The 26,512-nt window shown below is 70.7% G+C and carries 29 protein-coding genes; 17 read left to right on the top strand and 12 right to left on the bottom strand.

Annotation, left to right across the window (positions count from 1 at the left end; genetic code table 11):
• Nucleotides 1–242: 242 nt before the first annotated feature.
• The 3 genes from ACWDRB_RS40615 to ACWDRB_RS40605 all read right to left on the bottom strand — a co-directional run bounded on the left by ACWDRB_RS40615 (nucleotide 243) and on the right by ACWDRB_RS40605 (nucleotide 2,656).
• Nucleotides 243–983 (bottom strand): polysaccharide lyase, encoded by a 741-nt coding sequence (locus tag ACWDRB_RS40615; RefSeq protein ID WP_449903009.1) that lies wholly within the window; start codon nucleotides 981–983, stop codon nucleotides 243–245.
• Nucleotides 984–1,320: 337 nt separating this feature from the next.
• Nucleotides 1,321–1,680, bottom strand: coding sequence for a DUF4440 domain-containing protein (locus ACWDRB_RS40610; protein WP_449903007.1), 360 nt, complete (start codon nucleotides 1,678–1,680; stop codon nucleotides 1,321–1,323).
• A 250-nt stretch (nucleotides 1,681–1,930) separates the two neighbouring features.
• Nucleotides 1,931–2,656 carry a MerR family transcriptional regulator gene (locus ACWDRB_RS40605; RefSeq protein ID WP_449903005.1) on the bottom strand — a complete coding sequence of 242 codons (726 nt, stop codon included), beginning with the start codon at nucleotides 2,654–2,656 and terminating at the stop codon, nucleotides 1,931–1,933.
• Nucleotides 2,657–2,717: 61 nt separating this feature from the next.
• Between ACWDRB_RS40605 and ACWDRB_RS40600 the strand changes: the two genes are divergently transcribed.
• The gene (locus ACWDRB_RS40600; RefSeq protein WP_449903003.1) at nucleotides 2,718–3,392 is read left to right on the top strand and encodes a hypothetical protein; all 675 of its coding nucleotides are present in this window, start codon (nucleotides 2,718–2,720) and stop codon (nucleotides 3,390–3,392) included.
• 50 nt (nucleotides 3,393–3,442) lie between these two features.
• Here the strand turns inward: ACWDRB_RS40600 and ACWDRB_RS40595 are convergent, their stop codons facing one another.
• Nucleotides 3,443–4,123, bottom strand: a complete 681-nt coding sequence (locus ACWDRB_RS40595; RefSeq protein WP_449903001.1) for a winged helix-turn-helix transcriptional regulator — start codon at nucleotides 4,121–4,123, stop codon at nucleotides 3,443–3,445.
• Between the two features lie 106 nt (nucleotides 4,124–4,229).
• On the opposite strand from ACWDRB_RS40595, the gene ACWDRB_RS40590 reads away from it, so the two are divergent.
• Entirely contained in the window at nucleotides 4,230–4,694 is a 465-nt protein-coding gene (locus ACWDRB_RS40590; RefSeq protein ID WP_449902999.1) for a DUF6632 domain-containing protein, read from the top strand.
• Here the strand turns inward: ACWDRB_RS40590 and ACWDRB_RS40585 are convergent.
• Together ACWDRB_RS40585 and ACWDRB_RS40580 are read right to left on the bottom strand one after the other, a co-directional pair.
• A complete protein-coding gene (locus ACWDRB_RS40585) occupies nucleotides 4,612–5,937 on the bottom strand; it encodes an MFS transporter (RefSeq protein ID WP_449902996.1) in 1,326 nt (441 codons plus the stop codon). The two genes, ACWDRB_RS40590 and ACWDRB_RS40585, sit on opposite strands and share 83 nt — an antisense overlap.
• A complete protein-coding gene (locus tag ACWDRB_RS40580; protein WP_449902993.1) occupies nucleotides 5,937–6,065 on the bottom strand; it encodes a hypothetical protein in 129 nt (42 codons plus the stop codon). The genes ACWDRB_RS40585 and ACWDRB_RS40580 overlap by 1 nt, the downstream gene beginning before the upstream one ends.
• A gap of 105 nt (nucleotides 6,066–6,170) precedes the next feature.
• Between ACWDRB_RS40580 and ACWDRB_RS40575 the strand changes: the two genes are divergently transcribed.
• Nucleotides 6,171–6,722: a helix-turn-helix domain-containing protein gene (locus ACWDRB_RS40575; protein ID WP_449902991.1), complete on the top strand. Its 552-nt coding sequence runs from the start codon at nucleotides 6,171–6,173 to the stop codon at nucleotides 6,720–6,722.
• Between the two features lie 17 nt (nucleotides 6,723–6,739).
• On the opposite strand, the gene ACWDRB_RS40570 is transcribed toward ACWDRB_RS40575, so the two are convergent.
• Nucleotides 6,740–7,729, bottom strand: a complete 990-nt coding sequence (locus ACWDRB_RS40570; protein WP_449902989.1) for a DUF5937 family protein — start codon at nucleotides 7,727–7,729, stop codon at nucleotides 6,740–6,742.
• A gap of 92 nt (nucleotides 7,730–7,821) precedes the next feature.
• Between ACWDRB_RS40570 and ACWDRB_RS40565 the strand changes: the two genes are divergently transcribed.
• Nucleotides 7,822–8,670: an isocitrate lyase/PEP mutase family protein gene (locus tag ACWDRB_RS40565; protein ID WP_449902987.1), complete on the top strand. Its 849-nt coding sequence runs from the start codon at nucleotides 7,822–7,824 to the stop codon at nucleotides 8,668–8,670.
• A gap of 6 nt (nucleotides 8,671–8,676) precedes the next feature.
• Here ACWDRB_RS40565 and ACWDRB_RS40560 read toward each other — a convergent pair whose 3' ends face one another.
• The gene (locus tag ACWDRB_RS40560) at nucleotides 8,677–10,080 is read right to left on the bottom strand and encodes an oxygenase MpaB family protein (protein ID WP_449902985.1); all 1,404 of its coding nucleotides are present in this window, start codon (nucleotides 10,078–10,080) and stop codon (nucleotides 8,677–8,679) included.
• The gene (gene uppS / locus ACWDRB_RS40555) at nucleotides 10,077–10,814 is read right to left on the bottom strand and encodes a polyprenyl diphosphate synthase (protein WP_449902983.1); all 738 of its coding nucleotides are present in this window, start codon (nucleotides 10,812–10,814) and stop codon (nucleotides 10,077–10,079) included. Before uppS ends, ACWDRB_RS40560 begins: the two co-directional genes overlap by 4 nt.
• Before the next feature lie 221 nt (nucleotides 10,815–11,035).
• Between uppS and ACWDRB_RS40550 the strand changes: the two genes are divergently transcribed.
• Nucleotides 11,036–12,331, top strand: coding sequence for a cytochrome P450 (locus tag ACWDRB_RS40550; protein WP_449902980.1), 1,296 nt, complete (start codon nucleotides 11,036–11,038; stop codon nucleotides 12,329–12,331).
• Here ACWDRB_RS40550 and ACWDRB_RS40545 read toward each other — a convergent pair.
• Nucleotides 12,261–15,104 carry a BTAD domain-containing putative transcriptional regulator gene (locus ACWDRB_RS40545; RefSeq protein WP_449902978.1) on the bottom strand — a complete coding sequence of 948 codons (2,844 nt, stop codon included), beginning with the start codon at nucleotides 15,102–15,104 and terminating at the stop codon, nucleotides 12,261–12,263. The genes ACWDRB_RS40550 and ACWDRB_RS40545 overlap by 71 nt on opposite strands.
• A gap of 126 nt (nucleotides 15,105–15,230) precedes the next feature.
• Here ACWDRB_RS40545 and ACWDRB_RS40540 point away from each other — a divergent pair, with 126 nt between their 5' ends.
• The 5 genes from ACWDRB_RS40540 to ACWDRB_RS40520 are packed head-to-tail and all read left to right on the top strand — an operon-like array spanning nucleotide 15,231 to nucleotide 21,240.
• A complete protein-coding gene (locus ACWDRB_RS40540; RefSeq protein ID WP_449902976.1) occupies nucleotides 15,231–16,868 on the top strand; it encodes a serine/threonine-protein kinase in 1,638 nt (545 codons plus the stop codon).
• Between the two features lie 4 nt (nucleotides 16,869–16,872).
• Nucleotides 16,873–17,499, top strand: coding sequence for a hypothetical protein (locus ACWDRB_RS40535; RefSeq protein ID WP_449902974.1), 627 nt, complete (start codon nucleotides 16,873–16,875; stop codon nucleotides 17,497–17,499).
• Nucleotides 17,496–18,386, top strand: coding sequence for a hypothetical protein (locus ACWDRB_RS40530; RefSeq protein WP_449902972.1), 891 nt, complete (start codon nucleotides 17,496–17,498; stop codon nucleotides 18,384–18,386). The genes ACWDRB_RS40535 and ACWDRB_RS40530 overlap by 4 nt, the downstream gene beginning before the upstream one ends.
• On the top strand, nucleotides 18,386–19,759 hold the full coding sequence (locus tag ACWDRB_RS40525) for a serine/threonine-protein kinase (protein WP_449902970.1): 1,374 nt from the start codon (nucleotides 18,386–18,388) through the stop codon (nucleotides 19,757–19,759). The genes ACWDRB_RS40530 and ACWDRB_RS40525 overlap by 1 nt, the downstream gene beginning before the upstream one ends.
• On the top strand, nucleotides 19,756–21,240 hold the full coding sequence (locus ACWDRB_RS40520) for a serine/threonine-protein kinase (RefSeq protein ID WP_449902967.1): 1,485 nt from the start codon (nucleotides 19,756–19,758) through the stop codon (nucleotides 21,238–21,240). Before ACWDRB_RS40525 ends, ACWDRB_RS40520 begins: the two co-directional genes overlap by 4 nt.
• A 34-nt stretch (nucleotides 21,241–21,274) precedes the next feature.
• On the opposite strand, the gene ACWDRB_RS40515 is transcribed toward ACWDRB_RS40520, so the two are convergent.
• Entirely contained in the window at nucleotides 21,275–21,559 is a 285-nt protein-coding gene (locus ACWDRB_RS40515) for a hypothetical protein (protein WP_449902965.1), read from the bottom strand.
• 284 nt (nucleotides 21,560–21,843) lie between these two features.
• Between ACWDRB_RS40515 and ACWDRB_RS40510 the strand changes: the two genes are divergently transcribed.
• Nucleotides 21,844–22,263 carry a VOC family protein gene (locus ACWDRB_RS40510; protein WP_350733487.1) on the top strand — a complete coding sequence of 140 codons (420 nt, stop codon included), beginning with the start codon at nucleotides 21,844–21,846 and terminating at the stop codon, nucleotides 22,261–22,263.
• Here the strand turns inward: ACWDRB_RS40510 and ACWDRB_RS40505 are convergent.
• Nucleotides 22,254–22,877 (bottom strand): TetR/AcrR family transcriptional regulator, encoded by a 624-nt coding sequence (locus ACWDRB_RS40505; RefSeq protein WP_449902963.1) that lies wholly within the window; start codon nucleotides 22,875–22,877, stop codon nucleotides 22,254–22,256. The genes ACWDRB_RS40510 and ACWDRB_RS40505 overlap by 10 nt on opposite strands.
• A gap of 68 nt (nucleotides 22,878–22,945) precedes the next feature.
• Between ACWDRB_RS40505 and ACWDRB_RS40500 the strand changes: the two genes are divergently transcribed.
• The 6 genes from ACWDRB_RS40500 (at nucleotide 22,946) to ACWDRB_RS40475 (ending at nucleotide 26,326) form a co-directional block, all read left to right on the top strand.
• Nucleotides 22,946–23,311 (top strand): MmcQ/YjbR family DNA-binding protein, encoded by a 366-nt coding sequence (locus tag ACWDRB_RS40500; protein ID WP_350733490.1) that lies wholly within the window; start codon nucleotides 22,946–22,948, stop codon nucleotides 23,309–23,311.
• Between the two features lie 35 nt (nucleotides 23,312–23,346).
• Nucleotides 23,347–23,868, top strand: coding sequence for a GNAT family N-acetyltransferase (locus ACWDRB_RS40495; RefSeq protein WP_449902958.1), 522 nt, complete (start codon nucleotides 23,347–23,349; stop codon nucleotides 23,866–23,868).
• 131 nt (nucleotides 23,869–23,999) lie between these two features.
• On the top strand, nucleotides 24,000–24,377 hold the full coding sequence (locus ACWDRB_RS40490; RefSeq protein ID WP_350733494.1) for a hypothetical protein: 378 nt from the start codon (nucleotides 24,000–24,002) through the stop codon (nucleotides 24,375–24,377).
• 19 nt (nucleotides 24,378–24,396) lie between these two features.
• Complete coding sequence (locus ACWDRB_RS40485; protein WP_449902956.1) at nucleotides 24,397–25,287, top strand: DMT family transporter; 891 nt, start codon at nucleotides 24,397–24,399, stop codon at nucleotides 25,285–25,287.
• Nucleotides 25,284–25,907, top strand: a complete 624-nt coding sequence (locus ACWDRB_RS40480) for a GntR family transcriptional regulator (RefSeq protein ID WP_350733497.1) — start codon at nucleotides 25,284–25,286, stop codon at nucleotides 25,905–25,907. Before ACWDRB_RS40485 ends, ACWDRB_RS40480 begins: the two co-directional genes overlap by 4 nt.
• A gap of 68 nt (nucleotides 25,908–25,975) precedes the next feature.
• Entirely contained in the window at nucleotides 25,976–26,326 is a 351-nt protein-coding gene (locus tag ACWDRB_RS40475; protein WP_449902953.1) for a hypothetical protein, read from the top strand.
• Nucleotides 26,327–26,512: the final 186 nt, after the last annotated feature.

Below are 26,512 nucleotides of genomic sequence, written 5' to 3'. Positions count from 1 at the left end.
TCAAGAGGCGATTAATAGATAAGAAACCTACAAAATCCATCAATATTCACCACGTATGCCCTGCTAGCAGCGCATGTTTTGCATACGAGCTCAGGATGTGTCCTGAAATATGCGACACATGGTGACGCTTATTGATCGGAGGTCTGATTCAGCGCCGATGGGCCGCGGCATCGCCGACGCCCGGGGGCCGGTCGTGCTCAGCTCCTGGCCCCCGGGCCGGGGCATGGCGAGGCGTCGATGTGTCACCAGTTGGCGGGCTCTGCCAAGGAGTAGGAGGAGGCGATCCTGGCGTGGTCGTGGTAGATCGACAGTACGCGCGGGCCGGCGGGCGTCCCGTTCCGCCAAGCGGTGCAGTAGATGCCTGACGACCAGCGGATCGTCTGCGATGTCTTGGGGAGCACTGCGACGCCGGTCCTGCTCCACACCTTCCGCCCGTTGACCCAGACCTCGAAGGCTCCCGCGGTGCTGTGGAACTTCAGGCGGGTGACGATCCTGATCCACGTGCCACGAAGGTTTGTGATCTTGTCGAGTGTGGCCGCGAAGCCGCCCGAGCCGCCGATCCGGAGTTCGTCGTTCTGGACGAACATCAGCTCCCAGGGCCCTTCCGGGTCCTCTGGCGACCACTGCTGGAAGGTGACGTTCTGGTTGTGGAACTGCCAGTTCGGCGGCAGGTAGATGGCCTGTCCGTAGTAGCGGTCCTGGCCCACGGCCTGGGTCCGGCTCTGGACGGTCTCAGAGTGGTACCCGCCGCCCTCGTCGAGGTACGTCTGCTGCGCCTCGATGGCGGTGGTCCCCTTGTACACAGGGCTGCTGACCGTACGGATCACGCCTTGCTTCTGGGGCTCCTGTGGGTAGTTGCTCCAGCCGGTCAGCGTTCCGATGTCCTGGAAGAACACTTCGGCGGCGGTCGCCGAGCCTGCCGGAGCCACGGCGGGGACCGCGCACAAGGCAACGATGATGACGGTGATCATTCGTCGGCGCATGTGATCCTCTTCTGTGAGGGTTGCTGAGAGGCGAGTATCACATGCGTGAATTTATTAGTAAAGGTACTTAAAATATTTGCCTTGCCTGCGGCGCGGCGAGCTCCGTCGGCAGGACGTCGCAAGCGGCAGCTCGCCGGACGGTCCGACGCGTGGCCTGGCTGAGAGGAGGGAGCGCGGTCCACCAGCCGCTGGATGCCACCGCCGGCTGCCGAGCGGGAGATCTGCTCGGTACCGGCGGGGCACAGGCGTCGCTCGCCCCGTTGGGCTGACGTCCGGCGACGCGTAGACATACGTAGGGGCCGGTCCTCGCGCGCAGTGCAAGACTGCGTGCCGCACCCTACATGGGTGTCTGGTGGAGGAGGACGACGCGCCAGCCCTCGGAGGTACGGCGGTAGACCGTCGACGCATGCCATGAGGACGTCTCATCGCCGATGGTGCTCGTCAGTTTGTAGGCCACCACGGCTCCTGCGTCGCCGAGCGGCTTGACCACGACATCGTGTGCTCGGTTGTACCGTTCCGGATTGCCGCTCCCCTTGACGTACATGTCGAGAACCTGCTGCCTGGACACGATTCCGTAATGTCCCATGGCTACGAAGTCATCGGCGCAGTGCTCCTCGAAAAATGTCTCGTCATAGGCAGCGTCAGCGTCCAGCATCCGCTGCTCGAGTTCTACCAAGGTCTTCTCGATGCCGCTCATCCAGCCAACTCCTTTTCGTGAGATGTGCGGCCATGCTGTCAGCCGTACCTGACGTCCTCTGACAGGTACAGCCGCAGCCACCGCCCGGGGAGAGCGGCGCGGTGCCGACCACTGTTGCTGTCCACCGTCACCGTACGGGGCGGCAGCTGGGCCCTGTGCCCGGTGGACTGGATGTACGGCGTGGTGCGGCTGCGCACCGGGGGTGAGCACGTCACCGCCTGACCGGTCGTCCGGCGACAGCGAGGAACGGTCAAGCGGCGCGGGTGCACCGCCGTGGGTTCACGGTTACCTCAAGGACGATGGCGTGAGCACCGTCGTCGTCGATGAGGTGCTCCTCCACGGTGGGACCGGTGACCTCCAGGTGGTGGCGGTGCAGCCAGCCGAAGAGGTCCTGCCCGGCGCGGACCACCCCTGCCGAGGGCGGAACGACGGCTCGTACGACGGTGCGGGCAGGCAGGACGAGCTGCTCGCCGGCGCCGTCGGTGGTCACCGCGGCGGCGAACGCGCCCGTCGGCTCCCCGCGAAGCCAGGTCAGCAGGGCCGCCGGTGGCGCCGGGCAGGCGGCGGCCAGTTCGGCGGGATGGTCGAGGCGCATGCGGCGGACGCGGAGTCGGCGCGAGTCCACCGCGGTCTGCTGAGGCAGGATCGACATCGGCACGGCGAGGTGGTCCTCGGCGTGAGCCGCGGTCGCGGCCAGCGTGGCGATGTCACGCCTGATGTTCGCCACGATCTCGGTCAGCGCCTGCCGCACCTGTGCCTCGGGAGCGTCCAGCAGATCGGCGATCTGGCGCAGCGGCAGGCCGAGGCGCTGCAGTCCGCGGATGCGTTCGAGCCGGGACAGCTCGGCCACGCCGTACCAGCGGTAGCCGGTGGTGCGGTCGACCGCGGCGGGAACCAGCAGCCCGATCTTGTCGTAGTGGCGCAGGGTCCGTTCGGATACGCCGGCCATGCGCGCCAGTTGCCCGATCCGCCACATGGCGTCCCCTCTCCTGGCATGTTGACTTTGTCCCTGCGTCAGGGTTCTACCGTCACGGTCCATGACCGATCGGAACCCTCGGCGCCGGCTCACCGGTGTGCTGCTGTTGACCTCGCTGACAGCCATGATCGCCGGTACGGCCATCGTGGTGCCATCGGGGTTGACCCTGAATCCGTCCGACCCCGGCGCCGCGCTGGACGCGGTACGCGAGCAGGTCGGGCTGCACCTGACCGAGCTGGCCTTCGACGTGCTGGGCTGGCTGGCACTGACCGCGGCCGGGCTGGTGATGGCCGCTCGCCCGGCCGAGACGTCAAGACCGTATCTGGTGACGCTCGCCGGTGGCCTGCTGGCCGGCGCCGGGCTGGCCGGCCTGCTTCATGACGCCGGAAACCTGGCACTGACCCAGCTGGCCGCCCGCCCGACCGCCCCGGCGGCCGCCACAGTGGCCTTGGCCGTCCTGCTCACCGCCAAATGGGCGGTCAATCTGGCCGGGCTGCTGTGGGTCGCCGCCACCGTCGCCGGCGCAGTGGGCATCCCGATGCCCGCCGGGCTTCGTGTCACCGGCCTGATCGCCGCACTCAGCGGCCTGGCCGCGGTCGTGCTTCCGTGGACGACCGGGACCGACGGCCCTACGGGGGCGCTGGAACAGCTCGGGTATGCGCTCCACCTGCCCGTCATGATCTGGTACGCGGTCCTGGGCCGGCGGTATCTGCGCAGGCAGCATGCGGTTGCCTGAAGGGAAGCATTACTCCAGCGGCGCCACGGGCGTGGCCTGCCCGGTGTCGATCACGAGTCGAGGTCGGCCACAGTGATCATTTCCTGGGGCGGGAAGAGGCCGAGGAAGCGCTCCGCGAGGGACTGCGGTCCGGTCAGTGCGAGGTCACCGGCGGCGAGGGCGTCGGCGACGGTCAGGGCCTGGCCGAGCAGTGCGGCCAGGGTCTCCGGAACGGTTTCGATGACCAGGTCAACTGGCTCCGGCTCCGAGTCGGCCCTGGCCAGGTCGAGGTGGTCGCCGCGGACGCGTACGAGGAAATGGTGCTCGCTGAGGCGCAGGGAGACGGTGGCGTCGAGCGGCTCGACCGCGGGGGCGAACAGTGCCTTGAGCGACAGGGCGGCGGAGTCGGCGCTGAGCGGCGCGCCGCGTCGCAGTGCGGGTGAGCGGCTGCTCCAGCGGGCGAGTCGGGTGACGATGGGCTCCAGCTCGGCGCCCCAGTCGGTCAGCTCGTAGATCCAGGAGCCCGCGGGCGGTGGCAGCTTGCGGCGATGGACGACGCCCGCCTCACCGAGCTCGCGCAGGCGTTGGGTCAAGATGTCCGCGCTGATCCCCGGCAACCCCGCGCGCAGGTCCGTGAAGCGTTTGGGGCCGAGGATCAGCTCCCGCACGACCAGCAGTGCCCAGCGCTCTCCCACCAGTTCGAGAGCGTGCGTGATCGCACACCCGTCGCCGTAACTACGCTTCCCCACCACGCCCCCAGCCTAGCAGCGTTGGTTCGTCATCCCATCCATGTAGTTGTTTTTTCCAACTAAAGAGCTGTAGTGTCCAACCACTCACCGGACAACGAAAGAGGTTGGCATGGACAGCGCGGCCAGAAAGTTGCGCACGCTCGCTGTGTTCCTGCGGGTCTACGGCGTGCTGTCGCTCCTGATCTTCGTACCGCTCTTCATCGGGTTCATGGTCCGCACGCCCTTGCTGGCGGAGAAGGACGGCCCGCTCAACTGGACGATCTGGAACGACGTCAGCTCCGGTCAGGAACACGCCCACGTGCCGCCGATGCTGTTCCTGGTCTACATCGTGTGGGGCGTGTTCCTGCTGCTGGCGGCCCGGAAGCCGCTCGCCTACGAGTCATTCCTGGCCTTCACGATGTGGGCCAACCTGGCCCACGCGCTGCTCATGGCCGGACAGGCCGTCATGGATGTCGAGCGCTACTGGAGCAAGTTCCTGACCGACATCCCGTTCATCCTGATCCTGGCCCTCGGCATCCTCTTCCTCCGGCCCGCGGAAAGGGCCCCGGTCCAAGGGCATGGTGCTGTGCGGTAGTCGCCTCACGAGCGGCTGACCTTGGGTCCGCCACCGCGCGTCGCGTCGAGCGGGCCTGCCGCGTCCGGTCCAGGAGGATGAACGGTACGGCGGTCGCGGCGAGGCCGGCCCCGATCAGGCAGACCGATGTGAGAGCGGCCCCTCGTGTGAGTGAGGCGGCCGCGAGCACGGGGGTGATGCTGATGCCGAGCTGGAATGCCGACACGGTGGTGGCGCCGGCGAGGGTCGGCGCACCGGCTGCGATGGCGAAGACGCGTCCGTAGACGGCGGGGTTCAGCACGAACGCGGCGACGCCGATCAGGAAGACCGTGGGCACCACCGCCCAGACCTGCTGGATCACGACAGCCATCACGACCGAAAGGATCACGATCGCGGCTGCTCCGGTGAGGAGCGCGAGGTGGGGGCGCCGGTCGGAGACGCGGCCGCCGATGGACAGGCCGACGAAGGCGCCGACCCCGAAGAGCGCGAGGATCGCCGGGATCCAGACCTCGGGGACGGCGGTGATCTCGGCGAGCATGGCGCTCAGGTAGTTGAACGTGATCATGTACCCCGCGGTGGTCAGGATCGTGATCGCGTACATGCTCCAGAGCATCGGTTTCCGCATCGTCGCGAGCTCTCGCGAGACGCTGGGCCGGCGGGTGTCCGGGGCGGTGGCGGGGAGTCCGAGGATGCAGCCGATGATCCCGGCGGCCGTCAGGGCGACGACGGCCCAGAAGCCGCCGCGCCATTGGACGAAGTGGCTGAGCAGCGTGCCTGCGGGACCGCCGAGAACCATTGCCGCGCTGAGCCCGCTGACCACGACTCCGGAGGCGCGGGCGTTCCGGCCCGGTGTCACCAGGCTGATCGCGGTCACAGACGCGACGGCGAAGAAGCCCGCGTAGGCGATCCCCGAAACCACCCTCGTCAGCAGCAGGACCTGGTAGTCGCCCAGCAGCCCGACGACGATGCCGGCGGCGAAGAGGCTCTGGGTTGCCACCAACGCGGTACGGCGAGGCCAATGCAGACTCAGCATGGCGAACGGTGGCCCGCCGATCACGACACCCAGCGCGAACGCAGTGATCAGAAATCCGGCCGAAGAGAGTGTGACGTCCAGATCGGCGGCCACGGCAGGCAGTACGCCGGCCAACAGGAACTCAGCGCTTCCCATCGCGAACAGGCTGAAAGCGAGCAGGTACACGCCGGCGGGCAACCTGTCGGAGGGAGCGTTCCGGGACGTCTCCGCGGACGCGGTGATGCCGCCCATCAGATCGCACCCACGGCAGCGGACAGCTCTCGTTCCAGCAGCCAGGAGGTCATGCCGATGGCGGCGGAGCCCGCGCCCGCGGCGGTGACGATCGCGTCCCAGGGCGTCGAATCCGTTGTTGCGTTCATGCGAAGAGGATCGGAAGGCCGACCCGGAATCGACAAACTTCGTTGCCGATTCCGGGACACATTGATTGACTGCGTCCCGTGGAACAGCAACCGAGCGTCAGCGGGGTGATCGAGCAGATCGCCCCTCGGCTGCGACGCGCCCGCGAGAAGAAGGGCGTCAGCCTGGCCGACCTCGCGCGCGCCACCGGCATCTCGACCAGCACGTTGTCCCGGCTCGAATCAGCTCAGCGCAAACCGAGCCTTGAGCTGCTCCTTCCGATCACCGCGGCGCTGGGCATCCCCCTCGACGAGATCGTCGCCGCACCCCGGATTCTCGATCCGCGCGTGCCGCAGCAGCCCACCGGGAAAGACGGCCGGGTGCTCATCCCGTTGTCGCGGCATCAGAGCGAACCACGCGCGTACAAGATGACCATTCCGGCGCACGACGAACAGCCCCACCTGCGGACCCACGCAGGCTACGAATGGCTCTACGTGCTGCGCGGACGGCTTCGCGTGAGACTGGCTGACCACGACTTCATCATGGGAGCGGGTGAAGCGGCCGAGTTCGACTGTCAGATTCCGCACTGGTTCGGCGCTGCCGGGCGTGGCAGCGTCGAAGTGCTCAGCCTCTTCGGGAAGCAAGGCGAACGCATCCACCTCCGCACCACACAGCGCTGACGCGGGAGCGCGGGGTTTCACGCCTGCGCCGTGAGCAGGGCGTCGGCGAGGCCGGTGCGGGCGTAGAGGACCGAACGGCCCGCTCGGTGGGTGCTGGTCAGGCCGGCGGCCCGCAGGGCGGTGAGGTGCTGGGAGACACCCGCCGCGGAAAGGCCCGACCGTTGGGCGAGTTCGGTGGTCGAGGCGGGGGTGTCCAGTTCGGCCAGGATCAACGCCCGGGACCGGCCGATCACGGCGGCGAGGGCTTCCATGTGCGTATGTGTCCGGCGCTCCCACAACAGGCCGATCCCGCGCGCCGGGTAGGCCAGCTGCGGTGGTTCGGGCGCGACGGAGCGGGTCAGCACCCGCGGCCAGGCGAAGACCGACGGCACCAGGAGCAGCCCGGCTCCGGTCTCGATCCTGGTGATGGCGCAGTGCCGCTCTACCAGGTGGAGGCTGCCGCCGGCCCAACGCACCGTGTGGTGCAGCTCGTCCAGCGCCTGGGCCGTACCCTGCTCGGCCACCTGGCGCCCCCGGTGGAAGATGTCCGCCTCCAGGACCGAGCGGATCCTGGCCCAGTAGGGCGCTATCGCCAGCCCCCAGTAGACCTCGATCTCCGCCACGATCCGGGGCAGGTAGCTCTGCGGGGTGCGGTGAAGGCTCCGCAGCCGGGAGGGCAGAGCGCCGTCGCGCTCGGCGGCCAGGCGATCGACGTCCTGCCGTACCTGCTCGGGGTCGGTGGCGTCGATGGCGGCCAACTCGTCGGCAAGGCCGGGAGAGGAGGTCGTCGGCGCCGGGTTGAGGAAGTCGGGGAGGTGGCCGCTGGGCGGGATCATGTCGGCCAGCCAGCCGCGATCGAGGCCCGCGGCTGCGAGCCGGGGGCGTACCTGGTCGGCCCAGTTGCGGTGCGGGCGCGGCACCACCGCGGCGGCCAGCGCTCTGACGCTGGTGACGACTTCCCACATGGGCGAGACAGCGAATCGGGTCTCGGCCAGATCGTTCACCGAGAAGGCGAGCCGCGCCTTCATATCGCCTCCATGATTCGGTCTCAGCTTAATCAGTGGATCCTCGACCCTCTGCCCAGCAGTATCCCGGAAGCAGGACAACCCGAAAGGCAGTCATGTACATCTCCTCCTCCGTCGATGCCGCGACTCAGCGGAAGGCGCGGCTGTTCCGCGCCCTGAGCGCCGAGCCCGTGCTGGTGCTGCCCAACGCCTGGGACGCCGCCAGCGCGGCCGTCATCGCCGCGGCCGGCGCCACGGCGATCGCCACGACCAGCGGTGGCGTCTCGTGGTCGCTGGGCCGCGGGGACGGGCAGCGGCTTGGCCGGGGCGAGATGGTGGAGGCCGCGCGGCGCATCGTGGACTCCGTCGACGTGCCGGTGACGGTCGACGTGGAGGGAGGGTACGGGCCGGATCCGGCGGATGTCGCCGCGACCGTGCGGGCGGTGGCCGAGGCCGGGGCGGTGGGCGTCAATCTGGAGGACTCCACGGCCGTCGGCGGTCCCCTGTTCGACGTGGCCGAGCAGAGCGCCAGGCTGCGCGCCGCCAGGGAGGCCGCGGCCGCCGCGGCCCTGCCGGAACTGTTCGTCAACGCCCGTACCGACGTCTTCCTGTTCGGGATCGGTGCACCGGACGGGCGGCTGGGCGAGGTGCTGGAGCGGACGGAGGCCTACGCGGAGGCGGGAGCCGACGGCATCTTCGTTCCGGGCCTGCTCGACCTGGACGCGCTGAACACCCTCTGCGCGGCATCGCCGCTGCCGGTCAACGCGATGGCCGTCGCGGGTGGGCCGAGTGTCACCGAGCTCGCGCAGGCCGGGGTGCGCAGGGTCAGCCTGGGCACCGGGTTGGCCCAGGCCGCGTACGCCGCGACCCGGAGAGCCGCCGCGGAGCTGCTCGGCACGGGAGGTCTCACGGCGCTGGACGGCTCGCTGGACTTCAGCGAACTCGACGTCCTGTTCCGCCGTTGATCGAAGCTAGGACAGGAGGGAATCGTAGGCGACCGAGTGCCGCTGCCCCGACATGAAGGACAGGAACTGCCTGACGAAGGCGCCACGCGAGTAGGCGTCGGCTCCGCCGGTCAGATCGCGGTGGAAGGCCGTGCGGAACAAGCTCTGGAACTCCTGCGCGTCGATCGCCTGGTCGTCGTCGCCGTCGGTGACGTCGAACAGCACGTCGGCGACCTTGATCAGCCCTGAGCCGGGCAGCGAGACGGCCGAGGCGGCGTATTCCTGTCGGGTGACGCGCCCGTCGCCGTCGGTGTCGAGATTGGTCTGCAACTCCCGCCACCAGGTGGCGTAGGCGTTGTAGAGCCGCTCCTCGTCCTGTTCGTCCAGGTCGAGCCGGGTGGCGAGCTCTCTTGCCATGGCCGCCAGATCGGGCCAGGTGAGGTAGCCGTCGCCCGTCTGGTCCAGGACCTCGGTGAAGAACCGGTCGGCCGAGCGAGTGGTCGGGTTGACGTCGTCGGGAGCCGGAGTGATGAGTCTGACCATGGCCGCGGCCTGGCCGGCCTTGCGGCGTACGGTCTGCCATGGCCCGGAACCACCGTCGTGGCCGGGATCCAGCAGGCTCACGAGCGAGTTGACGTCCACCCAGCCGTCCGGGAGCACGCGGGTGGCGATTCCGGCGGTGAGGTACGCCCCGTGCATGAGCGTCCGCGCCCCCGGGAGGTCGGGCAGGGCGACCCGCCGGCAGAAGGGCTCCGGCAGTGACGCGATGGTGATCGCGGCGGCCACGGGGCCCGCCACGGTCCGGCCCGCGGCCCACACCGCGGGATGGTTGCGCAGCAGGGGCGGTGCGGGCACGTTGGCGAAGAGCCGGTAGAGGATGACGCGCACGGCCTCGGTGCTCTCCAGGCGGTGGTCGATCATGTCGTCGTAGTAGGACCAGAACTCCCGCACCGTCGCGGGGAGCCGGTCGCTGTCGCCCTCGATCAGGGCCAGGAACGCACGGAACTCGGCATAGAGCCGTTCGAGCGCGGGTCCGTCGAGCGACTCGCCGCTCAGCCGGTACATCGTCACCGTCGATTCGAACAGGGTCGCCACCACCCAGGCGCGGGCTTCGGCGTCCTTTCCGTCGTAGGGGCGGCCTTGCGGGTCGGTGCCCGACATGCGGGCGTGCAGGCGGTTGAGGCGGGTCGCCTCCCGGGTGCGAACGTGCTGGTCGGGGTCGAGCACGCGCTGCATGCTCACCAAGGTGTTGCGCAGCCGCCGCCACGGATGCGCCACGAACGTCGAGTTTTCGATCAACGCGGCGCCTATCTGCGGATGTGCGGCCTCCAGAACCGTGGCGCGGGTCACCGCGAGGCCCCACCGCGCGTCGTTGACGAGGCGGCGCAGCATCGAGTCCGGCCCGAAGGCGTCAGCGGTGCCCTGGCTCATCGAGATTCCTCTCCCGTGGCGGCGGTCGACTGACGGACATCGCCGAACCGGCGCTGGCGCGATCGGTAGGCGTCAAGGCATTCCCAGAGGTGGGTCGCGCGGAAGTCCGGCCACAGCACCTGCGGGAAGACCCACTCGGCGTAGGCCACTTGCCAGAGCATGAAGTTGGAGATGCGTTGCTCTCCGGAGGTGCGGATGACCAGGTCCACATCCGGCGTGTCGGAGTAGGGGAGATGCCGGGCGAAGGTGGCCTCGGTGACCTGCTCGGCCGGCACGTCGGCGCGGATCAGCGAGCGGGCGGCCTCCACGATGTCGCGGCGCCCCCCGTGATCGAAGGCGACCGTCAGTGTCATCTGCCTGTTGTCGCTGGTGAGCGTCATCAGGTCGGTGATGTCCCGGACCAGGGCCGGTGGGATGCGCGGATCGGACATGCCCAGGAACCTGCACCGGACGCCCCGCGCGTGCAACGCCGGTGCGTGCTTGCGGACGGCCCGGCGCACGAGCCTCATCAGGATGTCGACCTCGCCCGCCGGCCTCCGCCAGTTTTCGGTGGAGAAGGCGTACAGGCTCAACCATCTGATGCCGGCCGAACGCGCCTCCTCGATGATGTCCATGACCGCGGCCTCCGCCGCCTCGTGGCCCGCGGTGCGCGGCAGCGATCGCTGCGCGGCCCACCGCCCGTTTCCGTCCATCACGCAAGCCACGTGACGCGGCAATCCGCTGACGACTTCCATAGCTGACCGTAACTCTACCATTACCTATAGTGACGGCGACGGGCAGGCGGGTTTCATGCGGAGATCATGCGCCCCGTGATCGATCGTGGTCAGTGACGTCAGTCGCGCTACGGAGGTTACGCATGAAGCACATCCGACACGCAACCGTCCGCCTCGTGGGCCGGGTCCGCATGGGAGGCATGTACACCTACTGGAACTTCTGGAACTAAGAGGGCCGACGAGTGACGCACGCACCTGGTTCGGAGCGGCCCCCCGGGCCCCGAGGGCACTGGTTGTTCGGCAACACCGAGGAGTACGACCAGGACAGGAACGGTTTCCTGGAACGGTGTCACCGTGAATACGGGGACGTCTTCTCGTTCGACGCCCGCACCATCGTGGTGTCCTCACCGGATCAGGTGCATGCGTTGCTCACCAGGACCAACAGAGACTTCCTGGCCGAGAATTCGCCGCTGGCGGGAAACACGGACACCGAGCGGATGGCGGCCGACGCCGAGCTGTGGACGACGACCCGCCGCGCCGGCTGGCAGGGGCTGCACAGGAGGGTCGCGCAGGCGCACGCCGAACGCTTGCGGGAGATCTTCCTCAAGACCGTCGGTGACGGGGACATCGACGTGCTCGCCACGATGGCGGACTTCTTCGGCCGGGCGACCGCCGACTTCTGCCTGAGCGCGGACGCGGAAGGCGTGCCGGAGACACTGGTCGAGAGCGTCGCGGCCATCGACCCCCTGTCGCGCGACTCGCTGCAGCTCCCGCCGTGGTGGCCGTCGCGCAAGGTGCGGCGCTTCGCCCGCTCCCGCAAGCGGCTCCTGGCGCTCATGACCGACATCGTGCGCCGGCGCCGGCCGGCCGGGGACTCCGCCGCCCAGGATCTCCTCGGCGTGCTGCTCGCCCCGGGCGATCAGCAGCTGTCCGACCTGCAGATCGAGCGGTTCCTGCGCGGGATCATGCTGGCCGCCCTGGGCGTCCCGGCCGCCGCGCTCACCTGGATCGTGTACGAGCTCAGCACGCGGCCCGACGTGCTGGCCCGGCTGGAGGCCGAGGCCGCGTCGGCCGGCGAGGTGCCGGTCATGGGGGACCTGCCGTACACCGAGGCGTTCGTCAAGGAGGTGCTCAGGCTGTGGCCGCCGACCTGGCTGATCGGCAGGACCGTGCGCCACGACACCGAGCTCGACGGGTGGCGTCTCAAGACGGGGGATCAGGTGCTGTTCAGCCTGTATCGGCTGCATCGCGATCCGCGCTGGTGGTCCGACCCCGACCAGCTGGTGCCGGAACGGTGGCTGGAGCCTCGTGCCGCGCCCGTCAGGCACACCTACCTGCCTTTCGGCGCCGGGCCGAGGGTGTGCGTGGGGACCCAGCTCGGCATGATGCAGCTGACGTTGGCGACGGCCTGGCTGGTCAGCGGCATGAACCTGGCGCGGACGCAGGAGACGGCGATGGTGCCCGACTTCAGCGGTCTGCTGGTGCCGCGTGACCTGAGGGTCCGGCTGGAGCGGAAGGCGGTGCGGCAAGGCGCCTGATCTTCTCCTGGACGTTCCCGGCTTCGACCGCGCGGTGCTGCTTGTGGTAGAGATCGAGCGCTCGCTGCCAGGCGTCGCGGGCGGCGGCGGGCCGGTCCGTTTCGTGGTGGACGTCGCCGATGCGGACGAGGGTGTCGGCGCGTTGGTAGGCGTTGCCGAGTTCCTCGCGTAGTTCGAGGCATCGGCCGTAGTAATCGAGCGCCTGGTCATGTTGTCCCGCCCAGTGGGCGATGTAGCCGAGGCTGTCGAGGGTAGCGGATTCGCCGTTCAGGTCCTCGTGCTTCTGGAACAGCTCCAGAGCCTGCTCGCAGTACGACCGCGCCTGCGGATAGTGGCCGAGCTTGGCGTGGCACCAGCCGGCGGCGCTGAGCGCGTTGGCCTCCCAGAGGGGGTCTCGGAGCTCGCGCTGGAGGCGCAGGGCGTTCTCCACGTGCGGGAGCGCGCGCTCGGGTGCGCCCCGCTCCAGCCAGGCGAACCCGAGGGTGTGGCTGGTGTGCGCCTGCCCGGCGAGGTCCTCCTCCTGCTCGAACAGCTCGAACGCGAGCAGCAGGTGCTCCAGGCCGTCGTCGGCCCGGGAGTCCTGAGCGTAGGCGTACCCGAGATACCAATGGGAGAAGGCCCGGGGGCCCGGCCGGCCCAGCCGCTCGGCGGCGGCCAGGGCCGTCTCCCAGGACCGGGTGCGCAGCTCGTGCTGGCACCGCTTGTGGTACGTGTCCATCGCCCAGGCCAGCCGCCAGACGGCCGCGTCCAGGCCCAGCCTCTCGGCGTGCCGCTGAACGGCGATGAGGCTGGACTGCTCGTCCTCGAACCACGCCCAGGCCGACGCGGCGTCCTCGAACTCCTCCCGCACGGCCTCGCCGGAGATCCGCGCGGCGAAGGGACGGTTGGGGTTCAGCAGCCGGTCGCCGGCGCACGCGGTGACCACGTAGGCGTCGACCAGGCGGGTCAGCGCCTCCGCCCGCTCGTGATCGGGCAGATCGGACTGCGCGCGTTCGGCGGAGTAGAGGCGGACCAGGTCATGCGTGCGATACCGCCCGGGACGGTGCTGCTGAATCAGGTTGGCGGCTTCGAGGCGCCGCAGCGACACCCTGGTGCGGGAGGCGGGCAGGCCGGCGAGCGCGGCGGCCGACCGCAGGCTGATGTCCGGCCACGGCGCCAGTCCCAGCAGCGCGAACAGCCGGGCGGTGCCGGGGTGGAGGGCCTCGTACGAGGACTTGAACGCGGCCCGCAGGTCCGCGTTCAGATCACCGGTCTGCAGGGCGTCGAGGCGGGTGGCGGGGCTGCTCAGCTCCTCGGCGAGGACCGACAGGGGGAAGCCGGGGTGCATGGCCGCGCGCGCGGAGAGCACGCTGATCGCGAGGGGGAGGCCGCCGCTGTGCTCCACGAGGGCGGCCGCGCTGTCGGGATCCGCGCCGATCCTCGATTCGCCCAGGTGACGGCCGAGCAGGCGGCGCGTCTCGGCGGGCGTGAGGGCGTCCAGCCCGATCAGGCTCGCGCCGCGGGTGGCGTTCAGGCCCGGGAGGCGGTTGCGGCTGGTGATCACGACGACGCAGCCGGGGCTGCCGGGCAGCAGGGGCTCGACCTGTGCCACGTCGCGGGCGTTGTCGAGGACGACGAGCAGGCGGCGGTCGGCGACCAGCGACCGGTAGAACCCGGCCTGGGCCTCCTCACCGGCCGGGATGGCCGCCGCCGGGACACCGAGAGAGCCGAGGAAATGGCGCAGCGCCACATGGGCCGGCAGGGGGTCGCTGCCCGGGTCGAACCCGTGGAGGTTGACGTAGAGCTGGCCGTCGGGGAAGAGGTCGCTGTTGTCGTGCGCCCAGTGCAGGGCCAGCGAGGTCTTCCCCATTCCCCCGGTGGCGCTGATGGCGGCGATGGCCACGCTGTTCCTGGTCCGGTCGCGGGCGAGGCGGTCCAGCTCGGCGCGTTCGCGTTCGCGGCCGACGAAGTGCGGTGGCGGAGCGGGCAACTGCCGGGGGATCGGCGAGAGCACCGGACGTGGCCGGGGTTCCGGCGTGCTGTCGGAGGTGAGGATCCGCTGGTGAAGCTGTTGCAGCTCGCGTTCGGGCTCCAGCCCCAGCTCCTCGCTGATCCGTTCGCGCAGTCTCCGGTAGACCGCCAGGGCGTCGGCGCGCCGGCCGCTGCGGTGCAGCGCGAGCATGAGCTGGCCGTGCGCCGACTCGCGCAGGGGATGGTCCGCGACGACCGCGGTGAGCTCGCTGACGGCTTCGGCGTGCCTGCCCGTCGCGAGCATGGCCGAGCCCCGCTCCTCCATCGCTTCCAGCCGCAGCTCCTCGAGCCTGGCCACTTCCGCCGGGACGAAGGAGCCGTCGATCCCCACCAGCGGCGCCCCGTGCCAGAGGCCCAGCGCCTCGTCGTAGCGGGTCACCGCGGTCTCCGGGTCACCTGCGGTCGCCGCCTTGCGGGCCCGCGCCACACCGTCGAGGAACCTGGCCAGATCGAGCTGGTCGGGTGCCAGCCGCACGACGTACCCGGGCCGCTGCGTACGGATCAGCTCGTCCCCCGCGGCGGCGCACGTCTTCCTGAGGTCGGAGATCAGCATCCTGACGCGGGAGGAAGGGGAATTCGGCAGCGGCTCGCCCCACAGCGACTCCGCCAGCCGCTGGACGGACACCACGCGGTTGGCGCTCAGCAGCAGGATCGTCAGCAACGCCCCCTGCTTGCCGGTCAGGACGACGTGTCCGGTATCGGTCTGGAGCTCCACCGGGCCGAGAAGGCGGAACCTGGCCCGCGTCAGACCTTCAGAACTCACCGGCGACCTCCAGCGGAACCAGCTCCCCGAACGTGAGGATAGTCGAGGCTTGATCACCGTCCCTGGCGCCGGCAGGCAACAGCGTCTCTAGATCACTTTGAGAGTCGGTCGCTATTCTGCTGATCCATGACCTCTGCCCCGAATATCGTCTTATCGGGTCGATATCGGTTGCTCAGGCGGCTCGGCAGCGGCGGCATGGGTACGGTCTGGCTGGCCCGGGACGAGCTCCTCGACCGTGACGTGGCGGTCAAGGAGGTCACCTTGCTCGCCGAACAGGCGGAGACCCGCGAGCGGGTGCTGCGCGAGGCGCGGGTGGCCGCGCGGGTGCGGCATCCGGGCATCGTCGCCCTCCATGACGTGATCTCGCAGGACGGCAAGCCGTGGCTGGTCATGGAGGCGCTGGACGGCAGGTCGCTGCAGGAGGCCGTCGAGGAGGAGGGCCCGCTGCCCGCCGGGCGGGTCGCGGCGATCGGCGGCGAGGTGCTGGCCGCGCTGGCGTTCGTGCACGAGGCCGGGGTGCTGCATCGGGACGTGAAGCCCGCCAACGTCTTCCTGCACCAGGACGGCCATGCCGTTCTCACGGACTTCGGCATCGCCACGGTCGAGGGGCAGGTGGCGATCACCATGGAGGGGGTGGTCGTCGGGTCGCCCGGCTACATCGCGCCGGAACTCCTGCGCGGCGAGCCCGCCGGGCCGGAGTCGGACCTGTGGTCGCTGGGCGCCACGCTCTACACGGCGGTCGAAGGCGTGCCGCCGTACTCGGGTGACTCGCCGATGGCGGTGCTCGCCGCGGTGCTGACCGGGCGGCCGCGCCCGCCCGTGCTGGCGGGTTCGCTGGTGCCTGTGCTGATGGGCCTGCTGGACGCGTCCCCGGAGGCCCGGCCCGATGCCGCCGCGGCCGGTGCGATGCTGGCGGAAGCCGCCGCCGTCGAGGCGCACGAACGCCCCGGCGACGCCGTACGCGGTGAGGCGGGCGTCGTGACGGCCAAGCGGCGACAGGCGGGCCGTCGCCGCGTCAAGGCGGGCACCCTGCTCGCGGGGACCGTGATCGCCGGTGCGCTCGCGGCCGCCGCCGGTTTCCTGCTCGGCGCCCCCGCTACGGCGGCCCTGCCCGTGGCCGCCGCGAAGCCGGTCACCGACCCGATCGACGAGCCGGGCAGGTTCGGTGTCCCCGTCAAACTGTGCGAACTTCTCACCCCCGAGCAGGTTCGGCAATTGCTCCCGAAGGCGGCCGATACCGGCGGAAGCTGGAAAGGCTCCACCTGCAGTTGGACGGTCAAGGGGCCCGGGCACCGGTTCAAGAAGGGTGACGAGGTTCCCGCGGGTTCCGACACCGTCCGGCATTTCACGGAGGACACCGTCCTGCCCGAAGGGTCAGGGGTGTCGGTGGGGATCGTCGGCGACGAGCCGTGGGGCAGGACCCCGCGGAAGGGCCATCACACCTTCGTCGGCCACCGATCCCAGTACTCCGACACGAGCACGTGGGCGGCCATGCAGTGGGCGGAGATCGGCCTGAAACGGACCACTGTGCGGACGTCGGCCGGGGTCCCGGTCGCCGGAGTGGGCGAGGAGGCGCTGCTCGTGCACACCAACGACCGATGGATGGGCGGCCGGATCGCGTCCGAGGTGACCTTCAGGGTCTCCAACGTGGTCCTCAGGGTGACGTACGCCAACATCAACGAGGCCGACGACGCCGAACTGATCGAGCGGCGCGCGCGGACCGCGGCCCAGTGGATCGCGACCGCGCTGAACCGCGGGGGATGAGCCGATGACAGGAAAAGGTGGCGTCGCCGTCTCCAGGCCGGTGGCGGTCCTGGCCGTGGTGATGCTGATCGGGCTGGCCGCCGCCGTCGGCGTGCTCTACAGCCGGCTGCCCGCCGCCGCGGCTCCCGGCCGCCCGGCTCTGCCCCCTCCCGAGGCGCCGCTCACGGCCGAGCCGGTCTCCGGGCGGTTCACCGAGGTGCCGTACGCCTGCGGGCTGCTCACGAAGGCCCAGTTCGGCGCGCTGGTCCGCGACCCGTTCAGCCGGCGCGACGGGCGCGGCGGGTGCGAGTGGGACTCGGTCGACACCGCGAAGAAACCCCGGCACGGCCTGGTGATCAGGTTGCGGCTCCTGCCGAGCGAGGCCCGGGCCAGGGAGTACGTCGAGGCGCTGCGGGCCGATGCCATCTCCCCGTCACCCGTGACGGAGCTGGGCGACGAGGCGTACGCGGCGCGCGGCGACATGAGCGCGCTGCCGGGGTTCGCCCGGCGCACGGTCGTCCGGCTCGGCAACCTGATCGCCGAGATCGACTACCGGGCCTACGGCGCCACCGCCGACCGTGGCGGGCGGCTGGGACGGGGCGTCCGGCAGGCCGCCACGTGGACGGTCCGGGCACTGGAGCCGGCGGGGTGAGCCCGGTGACGGAGGAGCGGGTGCTGGCCGGACGCTACCGCCTGACGGAGCGGCTGGGTGACACGGGCGTCTGGCGGGCCCGTGACGAGCTGCTGCGCAGGGAGGTCGCCGTCACACAGACGCGGGGGACCTCCGAGGAGGACGTGGCGGCGGAGTTCGCCGCGGCGGGTCAGGCGGTGCAGAGCCGCGCGGTGGCCCTCACGGCCGTCCACGATCTCGTGGTCGAAGGGGGCACGCCGTGGCTGGTGATGCGGCTCGACCTGCGCCGCAGGCGGCGCCGGAAGATCGTCGCGGCCGCCGCCTGCGTGACCGCCGTCGCCGTGACCGCCGCGACGCTCGCCGTCGTCAACTCGCGGCCTCGGCACGTCACGGCGCCGGTCCAGGCCTGTGGCCTGCTCACGGTCAAGGACATACAGACACTGGTCGCGCAGCCCAGGACGACGCCCTTCGCGTCCAACCCGCCCGACCCGGCGGTGAGCCAGTGCCGGATCATGACGGGCGACGCGGCGCTCAAGGCCGGCCAGAACCCCCTCGTGTACGTGTGGGCCAAGTGGCACCGGAGCGATGAGGACCAGGCCGTCTTGGAGTTCGCCCGCCGTCGGCAGAAGCTGGAGGGCATGCGTGCGAGGTTTCTGCCCGTCGACCCCGCGGACCGGCTTGTCATGCCCGTCTCCGGCCTCGGCGACGAGGCGGTCCTGTTCGCCGGCCTGGGCAAGGGGCTGGGCGGGCGGTACCTGCTCTACTCCAACGTCGTCTATCGCCTCGACACCGTCGTGGTCTCGGTCGACTACACGCTGCAGGACGTCACGCAGCAGGCGGAGGTCCTCGGCCCGCTGAACGAGCGCCTGATCGAGCTGGCACGCCGCAGTGTGGAGGGCCTGGAGTGATGAACGGCAGGTACAGCTTGCGCGTCCCGCTCGGGGCGGACGGGATGGGCGGCCCCGCCTGGCTGGCCCACGACGACCTGCTCGCCCGTGACGTGCTGGCGCAGGAGCTGCCCGCGCCCGCCGGGACCGATCCGGCCGAATGGCGCGAGCACGTGATCGAGCGGCTCAGCGCCGTGGACGCCATCGGGAACGCCCCGGTCGCCGTGGTCCACGACCTGGTCACGGCCGACGACCGGCTGTGGACCGTCACCGGCCTGGAGGACGGCACCAGCCTGGCCCAGGTCCTCGCCGACCAGGGGCGGCTGCCCGTCGAGCGGGTGGCCGCGCTCGGGCTGGACCTGCTGACAGCCCTGGTCGCGGCCCATCGCCGGGGTGTCCTGCACGGCGCCGTCAGCCCGGCCGCCGTAGTGATCGCCGGTGACGGCCGGGCCAGGCTGGCCGGGTTCGGCGCGGGCGTCGGGTCGTCCGCGGGCGTCCCGGGTTTCACCGCGCCCGAGTGCCTGGCGGGCGAGCCGGGGCCGGCCTCGGACCTGTGGTCGCTGGGGGCGACCCTGTACGCCGCGGTCGAAGGCGCGCCTCCGTACCGGGGGACGACCGCGCTGGCCACCACGAGCACGGTCCTGACCGAGCGGCCCGCCCCGCCGGCGCACGCGGGCCCGCTCGCCCCGCTCCTGGAGGCGCTGTTCGCGAAGGACCCCCTGGACCGGCCCCGCCCGCGCGAGCTGGGCAGACGGTTGCGGCGGATCGCCGCGGGCCGCCCGGACCGCAGACCGTTGATCGTTCCCCGGAGCGTCGTCGCCGCCGTGGCCGCCTGCTCCGTCGTGCTGGCCGGTGGCGCCGGAGTACTCGGCGCCCGGGTGAAGGCGGGACTCGAGGCGAACAGGGCCGCCGTCGCCCGGGGCTTCATCGTGACGCCGCCGGTCGCCTGCGGGCTCCTCACCGACGCCCAGTTCGCCGAGCTCGTCCCCGCTCCGTTCATCACCGATGAGCTGCTGGACGGCCCGAACCCCGCCGAGTGCCACTGGAGCACGGGCTTCGGAGGGAGTGTTCCCAAGGCGCTGAGGCGCACTGTCGACGTCGAGCTCAAGCACTTTCCGGTCACCGAGCTCGCCCGCAGTCGTGAGCACTTCAGGAAGTTGAGAGAGGCCGCACCCTCCGGGTATCGCGCGCTGTCCGGTCTCGGCGACGAGGCGTTCTCCTACCAGGGGCCGCGCGCCTTCCGGCTGTCCCACGAGGTCGTGGTACGGGTGAGCAACGTGGTGGTCAAGATCGGCTACTCCGGCGAGATCAAGGAGGACCCCGAGGGCCGGCTCGCGGCCGGGGCGCTGCGTGCCGCCCGATGGGTCACGTACGAGCTCAGCAGGCGGGCATGACCGAGCACCTGCTGGCGGGGCGGTATCGGCTGGCCAGGCTGCTCGGGGCAGGCGGCATGGGCGCCGTCTGGCGGGCCAGGGACGAGCTGCTCGACCGCGAGGTGGCGGTCAAACAGCTGCGCCCGAAGGAGGACGTGTCCGCGGACCGGCTGGCGGAGCTGCGCGAACGGGCCCTGCGCGAGGCACGTGCCGCCGCGCGGCTCCGGCACCCGGCGATCGTCACCGTCCACGACGTGGTGGAGGAGGACGGCCTGCCGTGGATCGTCATGGACCTGGTCGCGGGGCGCTCCCTGGAGGCAGTGGTGCGCGCCGAGGCCAGGCTGCCGCCCGAGCGGGTCGCCGCGATCGGGGTACGGGTGCTCGACGCCCTCACCCACGCGCACCGGCGGGGCATCCTGCACCGCGACGTCAAACCGGCCAACGTCATGATCGGACCGGACGGGCAGGCGCTGCTCACCGACTTCGGCATCGCGGCGTACGCCGGCGATCCGGGGCTGACCGCGCCCGGCGACCTGGTCGGCTCCCCGGGGTACATGGCGCCGGAGCGGCTCAGAGGGGCGGAGGACGGCCCTCTGGCGGACCTGTGGTCGCTGGGCGCCACCTTGTACGCGGCGGCGGAGGGCCGGCCGCCCTTCCACCGGGACACCCCGATGGCGGTGCTCGGCGCGGTGCTCACCCAACCGCCGGCCGAACCGTCCTTCCCGGGGCCGCTCGGCCCCTTGCTGCTCGCGCTCCTGGCCAAGGACCCCGCCGCCCGCCCGGACGCCGACCGGCTTCGTCGGGACCTCGGCCGGATCGCTGACGGCCTGCCGCTCGCCCCTGAACCACCCGAGCCGGCTGCTGAACCGCCTGTTCTCGCGAGCGCGCGGCGCAGGCGGGTCGCCGTGGTGGCCGGTGCGCTGGCGCTGGCCGGTACGGCCGTGGTGGCCGCCATGGCGTTGCGCGGCCAGCCCGTCCGAACGCCGTCACCCTCGCCCTCTGCGACCCGAGGCCCCTGTGACCTGCTGACTCTCGCGCAGGTGGTGCCCCTCCTGCGAGCCCCGAGGGGGCCCACCGCCGTGTCAGGCGGCTGCACGTGGTCGGCGGACGACGTCTTTCTCTCCCTGACGGCCGAGACGTTCGCGCCGCGACAGGGCAGGTCCGGGCCGGAGGTGGCGCGGGAGATCTACGCCGCCAGGCGGCTGGCCGAAACGTCCGCGGCGGGCGGCGGCGTTCTGGAGGACCCCGACCCGGAGGACCTGCCGCCGAGGGACGTGGCCGGTCTCGGCGACGAGGCCTTCGCCGTCGAAGGGGTCGATCTGAACGAGGCGTTCAGCACCCTCGTGTTCAGGGTCGGCGACCGGCTGGTCAAGCTGCACTACTCGAAGAAATTTCCCAAGGGCGACAAACCCACCGTGACGAGTGCGCAGCAGGAGGGCGTCCTGACGATGGCCCGCCTGGCCGCCGAGGCGACGAGAACCGGCGGCGCCTCGCCGGGTTGAGCCGGTACGGGGGCGCCGGTCGCCCCCGTACCGGTCACGGGGCGGCGGGCTCCGGGGTGTCCTCGGGGTCGGACGCCGGCTGCTGCTCGGGCTCGTCACCCACCTCGGTGCCGTCCGGCAGGACCCTGACCTCCCCCGAGCCGTGCAGGTTCCAGGTGAAGTCGGACTTGCCGTCGCCGGTCCAGCCGTCCTGGGCGCTGCTGATCACGTAGCTCGTCGTGCAGGTGGTCGAGCCGTGGACGTCACCGTTGATCTCGTCGGTGAGGTCGCACGACTGGCTGGCGATCACCCGGTCGTCGCGCTCGAGGCGCGCCTGCACCACGAACTTGTCGAACCGCTTCCCGACCCAGGGCCCCCGGGTCGGTGTTCCACCGGATCTTTATCCGGCCGCGCCGCGTGTTGCGGAGCATCCACACCGGATTCGCATTTCTCAATTGGCGCGGTGCGGTCGCCGCCGGACCTGCCGTGTTTACTTCGCTGTCATCCGGATCTTTCATTATGAAATGAGTACGGCGCAGGCCGGGTGTCGGCCGCTGAATCACCGTCCAACCGTGGAACCGCAGGTGGACAGGGGGATTCGGGGCGGCAGAAGCGGAGGTATGCATGGACGTGCGGCTGGACCATCTCGTCTGCTGGGTCTCCGACCAGCTCGATTCCCTGCATTTCTACGAGCAGGTTATCGGCCTGCCGGGGGTGCGGGCCGAGGCGTTTCGCGAGGGAAAGACGGCGTTTCCGAGTGTACGGATCTCGGCCGAGACCATCCTCGACCTGATGGCGTATGACGCCTCCATGGGAGTGGACGAGGGTACCGGGGTCAAGGGCAGCGCCGGGCATCCGATCAATCACTTCTGCCTGGCCGTCGGAAAGGAGGATTTCGACGAGCTGCAGGTCAGGCTGAAGCGGCACGGGGTCGAGATCACGGGGTCCGGCGTCAACTCCTTCGGCGCCCAGGGCATCGCCCCCGAGACGATGTTCTTCCCCGACCCCGACGGCAACGTGCTGGAGGTGCGCTACTACGAGTGACGGCGCAGCTTGGCCCGGGCGGCGCGGCGTACGACAGGGCCCATGTCCTCCAGGGCCGTCACCAGGCCCGCCAGGCTCTCCAGGGCATCGAACGCCTGGTTCGCGCCGTCCGGGTCCACTCCCTCGTAGAGCTCCAGGCCCACGAACGCCGCCGCCGTGGCCTTGGCCAGGCCCGCCACGTCCACGAACTCCGCCAGCGGCGACTTGGCCAGCACCCTCCCCAGGGCCTGCTCGACCTCCTCGATCCACAGGTTGAGGCCGGTGGTGGTGGCCGGTGCGAGTTTGGGATCGGTCTGGCCGCCCGCGAGGACCTGCGCGAGGGCGGCGACGGTGCCTTCCGCCCGCTCCTCCGCGTGCAGCGCGCGGCCGAGGTCGAGGAGCTCGCGGAGGGTGGTGACGGCGGCGAAGCGGGTGCGGTAGAGGGCGATGCGCTGCTGGGAGCCGTGCTCGACGGCGGCCGCGAGGAGCTGGTCGACACTGCCGAAGTGGTAGAAGACGAGGGCCTGGTTGACGCCCGCCGCCGCGGCGATCGTACGGGCGGAGACGCCGGCGATGCCGTGCTCCTTGAGCGTCTCCAGCGCGGCATCGAGCAGTTTGGTACGTGTGTCGGCCATCGCTCTCACGTTAGTGGGCTCCGGCGCCGCGGTCGGAACTGTCGGTCGGGTTTGGTAGACAGGCGGGCATGGGTGTGAGCGTCGATGAGTTCCTCCAGTTGCTGGACGAGCTGCCTGGGGTCCGCATGAGCCACGGCGGCGAGTGGATCGGCCTCAAGGTCCGCGACAAGGGCTTCGGCTACCTGTGGGAGGCGACCGAGACCGTCGGGCTCAAGGCCACGATCGAGGAGCAGATCGCGCTGGTGGCCGAGCGGCCCGAGGTGTTCGAGGTGCAGTTCACGGCCGGGCGGTTCGGCTGGGTGGTGGTGCACCTCGACAAGATCGACTCTGACGAGCTGTTCGAGCTGGTGGCCGAGGCCTGGTGCCTGACCGCGCCGAAGGCGATGGTCGCCGAGTTCGAGGCCGCGCATCAAATCGGGCAGGGCGCGTTATAGGTGCATTACGGGTAATGTCGGGCATTGTGGGCGCTGTGCACGTTCGGTTGCGGGAGTGGCACGCGGACGACGCGCCGGTCGTGCTGAGGGCCTTCCGGGCTCCGGACCTGCGGACGCAGGCGTCCTGGCCCGTCGTCACGCTCAAGGACGCCGCCGGGTGGATCACCGCCTGGCAGGGGGTGGGCCACGCGTTCGCCGTCACGGTTGAGGGCTCTGAGGGCGAGCGGGTGGTCGGAAACGTCGCGGTGTCCCGCCTCGACGAGCACGACAACGGCTGGGTGTCCTACTGGGTCCTGCCCGAGGCCAGGGGGCGCGGCATCGCCGCGGCGGCCACCGGGGAGCTGGCCCGGTGGGCGTTCGGCGAGCTGGGGCTCTACCGGCTGGAGCTGGGGCATCGCGTCAACAACCCGGCGTCGTGCCGGGTCGCCACGAAGGCCGGGTTCCGGCCGGAGGGCATCGAACGCGGCAAGCTCCGTCACGACGGCGTCCGCCACGACGTCGAACGTCACGCCCGCCTGGCGACCGACCCCCCGATCGCCACCTCCCCGGCCCCGTGATCGACCCGCCGGTCACCGCCTCCCCGGCTCCGTGATCGACTCGCCGATCGCCGTCTTCCTTGCTGCTCTGTGACCGTCACGCACAGCTGACCCGTTGGCCACGTACCGCCCCGCTGATCTACCCTTTCTTGGTGGACAGCGAGAGCCTGGCCGCAGCCGGTCTCCTGGAAGCCCTGAGCCGGGCGTCAGGGATGCTCGCGGAATTACGTCACCCGTTCGCCAGAAGCGAGCCCTTCTCCTATTTCCTCCCGCCCGCGGGCGCCCGCGTCGGCACCGGCCTCACGCTGCCCGATGGCCGCGAGGTCCGTTTCGAGGTCTCCATCGCCGTCTCCGCCGGCGCCTTCCACATCGAGGGGTCGATCACCGCGGAGGACGAGACGCTGTTCGAGCTCCCGCGCAAGAGCGTGCCGGACATCCACGACGCCCTGGCCGTGCTGGACGACTACGCGGGGGAGGTGGTGGCCCCGGCGGGGCGGCTGATCGACCAGCAACTGGACGAAATTGTCTAATTGTCAGACAATGGCGGTCATGAGAAACGGACCACTCGCCGTTGTCGCTGCCTCCGTGCTCTGGGGCACGGCCGGGACGGCAGGACTGCTCGTCTCCGCCGACTCCGTCGCGCTGGCCGCCGCGCGGCTGGTCATCGGGGGGACGGCGCTCGCGCTCGTGGCCGGCGCCGGCGTCAGGAAGGCGATCAGGCCGGGCCTGCTGCTGGCCGCCGTCGCGGTGGCCGCGTACCAGCTCTGCTTCTTCGCCGCCGTCGGCCGCACGGGGGTCGCCATCGGCACCGTGGTGGCGATCGGCAGCGGGCCCGTCTTCACGGGGTTGCTGTCCTGGCTCCTCCACGGTCACCGGCCGAGCGGGCGGTGGGCCGCGGCGACCGCGGCGGCCATCTGCGGGTGCGCCGCTGTCATCGTGGGAGGCGGGGCCCAGGCCGGCGGGCAGACGGTCTCGGGAGTGCTGTTCGCGCTGCTCGGCGGCCTGGTCTACGCCTTCTACGCGGTCATGGCCGCGCGGGCGATCAGCCGCGGGGCCGAGTCCAACGCGGTCATGGGGGTCATGTTCGGCGGCGCGGCACTGATCATGCTGCCCGTCCTGCTGGCGAACGGCGTCGCCTGGACGGTCGAGCCGCGCGGGCTGCTCGCCGTCGTCTACCTGGGCCTCGGCACCACGGCCCTGTCCTATTTCCTGTACGGCAGGGGCCTGCGGACCACGCCGGTGGCCACGGCCGCCACGCTGGCCCTGGCGGAGCCGGCCGTCGCGGCGCTGCTCGGCCTGGTGGTGCTCGGCGAGCGGCTGGCCCCGATCTCGATCGCGGGCCTGGTGCTCCTCGCGCTGAGCCTGGTGGCCGTGGCGATCCCGGAGAAAGTACGCGAGCAAGAGCTTGTGCCGGAAAGGGAGCTAGAGTCGCAGCCGTGACGTTGCCGCTCAGACCCGTCTCCACCGTCGGCGCGCTCGCCGACGCCCTGCGCAGCAGGGTGCTGTCCGGCGAGATCCCGCCCGGCACCCCGCTGCCCGAGCAGGAGATCGCCGCCTCGTACGGCGTCGCCAGGCCGACCGTGCGGGAAGCGCTGGCGAGCCTCGTCCACGAGGGGCTGCTGAGACGCGAGCGCAACCGCAGCGCTTATGTCCCCGAGGTGACGCTTTCGGACCTCGACGATCTCATGTACGTGCGCAGGCCGCTCGAAGACCTCATGGCGCAGGCCGTGGCCGGTCAGCGGGTCCCCGGGGCGGAGGCCGCACTGCACCGGATGGCGGCCCTGCCCGCCGACGCGCCCTGGTCGGAGTGCGTGGCCGAGCACATGGCGATGCACCAGGCGCTGATCGAGGCCGTGGGGAGCCCCCGGCTCGAACGGCTCTACGCAGTCCTGGCCGCGGAGACGCGGCTCGGGACCGTGCGGCTCCGGGAGGTCTACACGGACCGGGACGTCCTGGTGCGCGAGCATCGCGAGCTGCTCGACGCCATCGCCGACGGCCCGGAGGACGCGGCCAGGGCGGCGGTGGCCGCGCATCTCAGCCACTCGTGGGGCGGTCACTGACGGGGTCAACCGCACCATTGTGTGCGAACCCTTGCGGGACAGCCCCTGAACTCGCAAGAATCGCGCCCATGCACGGCAATCCGATGCCGGACTCCTACGTATATGTCACGGAAGAGGGCGTCACCCGTCACTACGCGGACGGTAGCGTCGAGGCTCTCGCCTGGGAGGACGTGGTGGAGGTCCGTGTCGTCACCGAAGTCGGGGAGGACGTCCTCTACATCCTGCTCGACCGCGACGGCGACGGTTGTGTCGTGCCGCGTTCGGCCACGGACGCCACCTTCCTGGCGCGGCTGCGTTATCTGCCGGACTTCGACCTCGATCGGCTGGCCCTGGCCGCCGACTCCACGCATGACGGGGTTGTGGTCGTCTGGCGCAGTCCTGACCCGCCGTCCGCATTGCCGGATCTGGAGTACGACTAGCGGCTTGATTCGGCGGCAACCTGCCGAAATTCCACCGTAAACCGTACATTTTGCCAGCTAGACCGCTGCACTTATGGATCGTTCCGTCAAGCCCTTCAGCTGCTGAGCCCTCGTCCGATTGTGGACATTGGACGTTATTCCCCGTACCGGAATCGATCTTTACTCTTTAGTGGGGGCCGCCGCCCT

It is taken from the genome of Nonomuraea sp. NPDC003707 (assembly GCF_053587055.1).
Note: the sequence above shows the minus strand (reverse complement) of the source record. Positions and strands in the feature narration are given on the sequence as shown.